Source organism: Polaromonas sp. (genome assembly GCF_031411155.1).
Lineage (GTDB): Bacteria > Pseudomonadota > Gammaproteobacteria > Burkholderiales > Burkholderiaceae_C > Polaromonas.
In genome coordinates this window covers 1-3,850 of sequence record NZ_JANOAL010000203.1, presented here as the reverse complement: position 1 = coordinate 3,850, position 3,850 = coordinate 1, and the positions used below count along the sequence as shown (strand labels likewise).

Annotated in this window: 5 protein-coding genes; all 5 read left to right on the top strand. The window is 64.0% G+C overall.

Annotation, left to right across the window (positions count from 1 at the left end):
• A partial coding sequence (locus RMO23_RS12750) for a putative PEP-binding protein (RefSeq protein WP_309682038.1) occupies positions 1-531 on the top strand: 531 nt, incomplete at its 5' end.
• A gap of 109 nt (positions 532-640) precedes the next feature.
• The gene (locus tag RMO23_RS12745) at positions 641-937 is read left to right on the top strand and encodes a hypothetical protein (RefSeq protein WP_309682037.1); all 297 of its coding nucleotides are present in this window, start codon (positions 641-643) and stop codon (positions 935-937) included.
• Positions 938-957: 20 nt separating this feature from the next.
• Positions 958-1,536, top strand: coding sequence for a tetratricopeptide repeat protein (locus RMO23_RS12740; protein WP_309682035.1), 579 nt, complete (start codon positions 958-960; stop codon positions 1,534-1,536).
• Positions 1,523-1,783, top strand: coding sequence for a DUF4212 domain-containing protein (locus RMO23_RS12735; protein WP_309682033.1), 261 nt, complete (start codon positions 1,523-1,525; stop codon positions 1,781-1,783). The genes RMO23_RS12740 and RMO23_RS12735 overlap by 14 nt, the downstream gene beginning before the upstream one ends.
• 2 nt (positions 1,784-1,785) lie before the next feature.
• A partial coding sequence (locus RMO23_RS12730) for a sodium:solute symporter family protein (protein WP_309682031.1) occupies positions 1,786-3,850 on the top strand: 2,065 nt, incomplete at its 3' end.

Sequence of the window (3,850 nt, the reverse complement as noted above, 5' to 3'; positions counted from 1 at the left end):
ATGGAATGCGAAGCGCTCAAGCGCGTGCGCAACGACATGGGCCTTAGCAATGTCGAAGTGATGGTGCCGTTTGTGCGCACGCTGGGCCAAGCCAAGGCCGTGACCGAGCTGCTGGCCCAGCATGGCCTGAAGCGCGGCGATGGGGCGGATGCCGCCACAGGCGCGGGTGGCCTGCGCCTCATCATGATGTGCGAAGTGCCCAGCAACGCCGTGCTGGCGGATCAGTTCCTCGAATACTTTGACGGTTTTTCCATTGGCTCGAACGACCTGACCCAGTTGACCCTGGGCCTGGACCGCGACTCGGGCCTGGAGGTGCTGGCCAAGGACTTTGACGAGCGCGACCCGGCGGTGAAAGCGCTGCTGAGCATGGCGATTGCCGCCTGCAAGCGCCAGGGCAAGTATGTGGGCATCTGCGGCCAGGGCCCGAGCGACCATCCCGACTTTGCCCAGTGGCTCAAGGACCAGGGCATAGGCTCGATCTCGCTCAATCCCGATACGGTGATCGACACCTGGAAGCGCCTGGCAAGCTGAGTTGGGCTTGTTGGCTGCGGGCGAGGGAAAACCCGGAGCCGTCCGGGCCGGCGCGGCAAAAAACTGGCGGTGCCTGCCATGACAATCAAGGGCACTGCCTCCAACTGCCATGCTTACCTTCGTTGTCACCGTGAAACTGCTCGCCGAAATCGCCTTGCTGGCGCTGCTGGGGCAATGGGTCGTGGGCCTGCTGGCAGGTTCGGCCCGGGGCAGCAACCCGGTTTACCGCGTCCTGCAATTGGTGGGCCGGCCCTGGGTGCGCGCCGCGCGCTGGATCACGCCGCCGCTGGTGCTGGAGCGCCACCTGCCGCTGGTGGTTTTTCTGGTTTTGCTGCTGATGTGGGGCGCGGCGGCCATTGCCAAGGTCAGCATCTGCCTGCAAATTGGCGTGGCCTTGTGCAAGTGATTCGGGCTATCCAACACCACATGTTGAAATGGCGGGCCGTGCTGTGTCTGACCGTGGGGCGGGACCAGGCCGCACTGGCCTGTTTCGACCGCCTGCTGCAGCGCCGGCCGCTCGACCGCCATGCCCTGGCCAGCCGCGCCCATGTGCTGGCAAAAATGGCCCGGTACGACGCCGCCATCGCCAGCCTGCAGCAGTTCACGACGGCTTGGCCGCGGGAGGCAGCCGGGTGGTTCAACCTCGGCTTTGTGCTGCAGCGCGCCGGCCGCCATGACGAAGCAGGCACGGCGTTTCTTTACGCGTTGGCGCGCGATGCGCGGCTGGACCGGGCCTGGTATGGGCTGGCACTGGTGCTGATGCAGCATCGCCAGTTTTTGCAGGCGCTGGAGGCCCTGAAGCAAAACACGGCACTGCAGCCGCTGAGTCCTCATGGCTGGTACCGCATGGTGCAAGTGCGGCTGGCGCTGGGCCAGCCTGAAGAAGCCCGGAAGCTGCTTGAACACCTGCGCCGCTTCGAGCCCAGGGTGGCGGCGCAGCTGGAAAGCGAAACCGGCCTGAACCGGGTCACAGCCACAGGCGCGGTGTGCGATGCAACCCACTGACAACCACCGCCGCTACTGGCGCAAGAATCTCATCGTCATCGGCTTGCTGCTGCTGGTCTGGTTCTTTGTGAGCTTTGGCGTGAGCTATTTTGCCCGGGCGCTGAACTTCAGCTTTTTCGGCTGGCCCTTCAGTTTCTGGATGGGCGCGCAGGGCGCTTCGCTGGTGTATTGCCTGATCATCGGGTTTTATGCCTGGTACATGAACCGGCTCGATATCGAGCATGACGTCGCGGACGAGGACGACTAGCCATGGCCGGGTTTTTTGGATTTCGCGAGGGGGCAAGGCTCTCCAGAAGGCAGTTCAAGGCCCAGCTGGACCGGGTGTACCGCTGGTACACGCTGGGTCTGGTGCTGTTTGTGGCGGTGCTGGCCGGGCTGGAGCGCCTGGGCCTGCCGCGCCAGTGGATTGGCTTTTCGTTTCTGCTGGCCACTATCGCGCTGTATGCGGGCATCGGGATCATGAGCCGCACCACCGATGCGTCCGAGTATTACGTGGCGGGCCGCCGCGTCCCGGCCATCTACAACGGCATGGCCACCGGGGCTGACTGGATGTCGGCGGCTTCCTTCATCGGCCTGGCCGGCACGCTTTACCTCACCGGTTACAGCGGCCTGGCCTTCATCATGGGCTGGACCGGCGGCTACTGCCTGGTCGCGCTGGTGCTGGCGCCCTACCTGCGCAAGTTTGGCCAGTTCACCGTTCCCGATTTTCTGGGCGAGCGTTACGGCGGAAACCTGCCCCGCCTCATTGGTCTGGCTGCCGCCATTCTGTGCTCCTTCACCTACCTGGTGGCCCAGATTTATGGCGTGGGACTGATCACCTCTTACCTGACCGGGGTGGCCTTTGAACTCGGGATTTTTCTGGGCCTGGGCGGCATCCTGGTGTGCTCGTTTCTGGGGGGCATGCGCGCCGTGACCTGGACCCAGGTGGCCCAGTACATTATTTTGGTGATCGCCTACATGATCCCGGTGGTCTGGCTGTCGGTCAAGCAAACCGGGGTGCCGGTGCCGCAACTGGTGTATGGCTATCAGCTGGAGCAGGTCACCGCCAAGGAAAAGGCGCTGACCACCGACCCCAAGGAGCTGCAGGTCCGCGAGCTGTTCAGGCAGCAGTCGCAGGCACTGAGCGACAAGCTCCAGCACCCAGCCGCATCGCTGGCCGCCGACAAGCTGGCCGCCACCCGAAGAATGGATACGCTCAAGGGCGGCAACGCCTCGGTGGCCGCAATCTCTTCTGCCGGCAAGACGCTGGCCAGCATGCCCAGGGACGAGACGGCGGCGATCAAGGCCTGGACGGCCGCCCGGGCGGCGGCAGACATCAAAACCCAACCGCTCAACGGCATGCCGGCGCATGCTACCCAGTTTTCAGGCGACCCCGACGGCACGCCGCAGGAAAAAGAGCTGTACGACACCTCACGCCGCAATTTTCTGGCGCTGGTTTTTTGCCTCATGGTGGGTACCGCCGCCTTGCCGCACATCCTGATGCGCTACTACACCGTGGCCAGCGTGCGGGAGGCGCGCCAGTCAGTGACCTGGTCGCTGTTTTTCATCTTTCTGCTTTACTTCACGGCACCGGCGCTGGCCGTGCTGGTGAAGTACGAAGTCTTCACGGTGCTGGTCGGCATGCCATTCGACCGGTTGCCAGCCTGGGTCAATGCCTGGAGCCGCATCGACCCGGCGCTGCTGTCGGTGGTCGATATCAACCGGGACAACATCCTGCAACTCAATGAAATGACGATAGGCGGCGACATCATTGTGCTGCTGACACCCGAGCTGGCCGGGCTGCCCTACGTGATTTCGGGGCTGGTGGCGGCCGGCGGGCTGGCCGCCGCGCTGTCCACCGCAGATGGCTTGCTGCTGACGATTGCCAATGCGCTGGGCCATGACCTGTATTACAAGATGATTGACCCCAACGCATCCACCGTGAGCCGGGTCACGGTGTCCAAGATTTTGCTGCTGGTTGTGGCCTTGCTGGCGGCCTATGTGGCGGCGCAAAAGCCGGCTGACATCCTGTTTCTGGTGTCGGCCGCGTTTTCTTTTGCGGCGGCCTCGTTTTTCCCGGCCCTCAGCCTGGGCATTTTCTGGAAGCGCGCCACCGGCACTGCCGCCGTGCTGGGCATGATGGCGGGCCTGGGTGTGACGTCTTATTACATGTTCACCACCCAGCCCTGGCTGCGCGCCACCTTTGGCATCACCTCCCCTGTCCAACTGTGGTGGGGCATAGAGCCGATTTCGGCCGGCCTTTTTGGCGTGCCGGTCGGCTTTGCGGTGATCGTTCTGGTCAGCCTGGTGACCCCGCCGCCCAGCCAGAAGGCCC

What these genes read in the sequence shown, in the direction of transcription:
- RMO23_RS12745 (WP_309682037.1), top strand. Translation starts at nt 641, where the DNA reads ATGCTTACCTTCGTTGTCACCGTGAAACTGCTCGCCGAAATCGCCTTG.
- RMO23_RS12740 (WP_309682035.1), top strand. Translation starts at nt 958, where the DNA reads ATGTTGAAATGGCGGGCCGTGCTGTGTCTGACCGTGGGGCGGGACCAG.
- RMO23_RS12735 (WP_309682033.1), top strand. Translation starts at nt 1,523, where the DNA reads ATGCAACCCACTGACAACCACCGCCGCTACTGGCGCAAGAATCTCATC.